Raw genomic sequence first — 323 nt, 5'->3', positions numbered from 1 at the left:
GGATGCTCGCCGCGCAGGGCGCCCTGCTCACTGTGCAGGTCCTGGTGAGCCGTCCTGACATCGCCCCCGTTGACGCGCGTTTCAGACATGGTGCCCTCCGAGCAACATCGCCGTAATGAGGAAATCATCAAGGTTGACAACCTCGCCGTCAAGGCTCCCGGCCGAGGAAAATGATGAACTCATCAGAGATGCTGTGGTCATCGTCCCCGCGGTTAGACTCTGCGCATGCCTACGTCAGCCCCGCCCAGCAACCGGTTCGAGCGGCGCCGCGCCGAGACCCGTCGCGCGCTCATTCGCGCCGCCCGGCAGATCCTCGCCGAGAC

Annotated in this window: 1 pseudogene; it reads left to right on the top strand. The window is 65.0% G+C overall.

Annotation, left to right across the window (positions count from 1 at the left end):
• Positions 1 to 225: 225 nt before the first annotated feature.
• Positions 226 to 323: pseudogene (locus tag ADK65_RS37875) on the top strand (TetR/AcrR family transcriptional regulator); the annotation flags it as partial.

It is taken from the genome of Streptomyces sp. NRRL B-1140, assembly GCF_001280065.1.
GTDB lineage: Bacteria > Actinomycetota > Actinomycetes > Streptomycetales > Streptomycetaceae > Streptomyces.
The sequence above is the reverse complement of the archived record's forward strand: the minus strand, read 5'-3'. Positions and strand labels throughout refer to the sequence as shown.